Source organism: Leifsonia sp. SIMBA_070 (assembly GCF_046534635.1).
In the GTDB taxonomy this organism is placed as follows: domain Bacteria; phylum Actinomycetota; class Actinomycetes; order Actinomycetales; family Microbacteriaceae; genus Leifsonia.
The window spans coordinates 1-244 of the sequence record NZ_JAWRYK010000785.1; the positions used below are offsets into that span (position 1 = coordinate 1).

At 71.7% G+C, this 244-nt stretch carries 1 pseudogene; it reads left to right on the plus strand.

Annotated features, from left to right (window positions below):
* Positions 1 to 50 precede the first annotated feature (50 nt).
* Positions 51 to 244 (plus strand): annotated as a pseudogene (locus SB754_RS22360) (MFS transporter); the annotation flags it as partial.

Genomic DNA, 244 nt, shown 5'->3' on the forward strand with positions numbered 1-244 from the left:
GTCGCGGGCTGCGAGGTCGTCGTGACGGGCGGCGAGGTCCTGGTCTGACGATGTTCGCCTCCCTCCGCGCCCACCCGAGATTCGCGCTCCTGTGGGTCTCGAACCTGTTCTTCTTCGGCGGGGTCTGGTCGCTCACCCTCGTGCTCGGCTGGCTCGCCTTCGAGCTGACCGGATCCGAGATGCTCGTGGCCCTCTACACGGCCGCGCGCCTGGCGCCCCTGCTGCTGGGGCCGCTCGCGGGCGC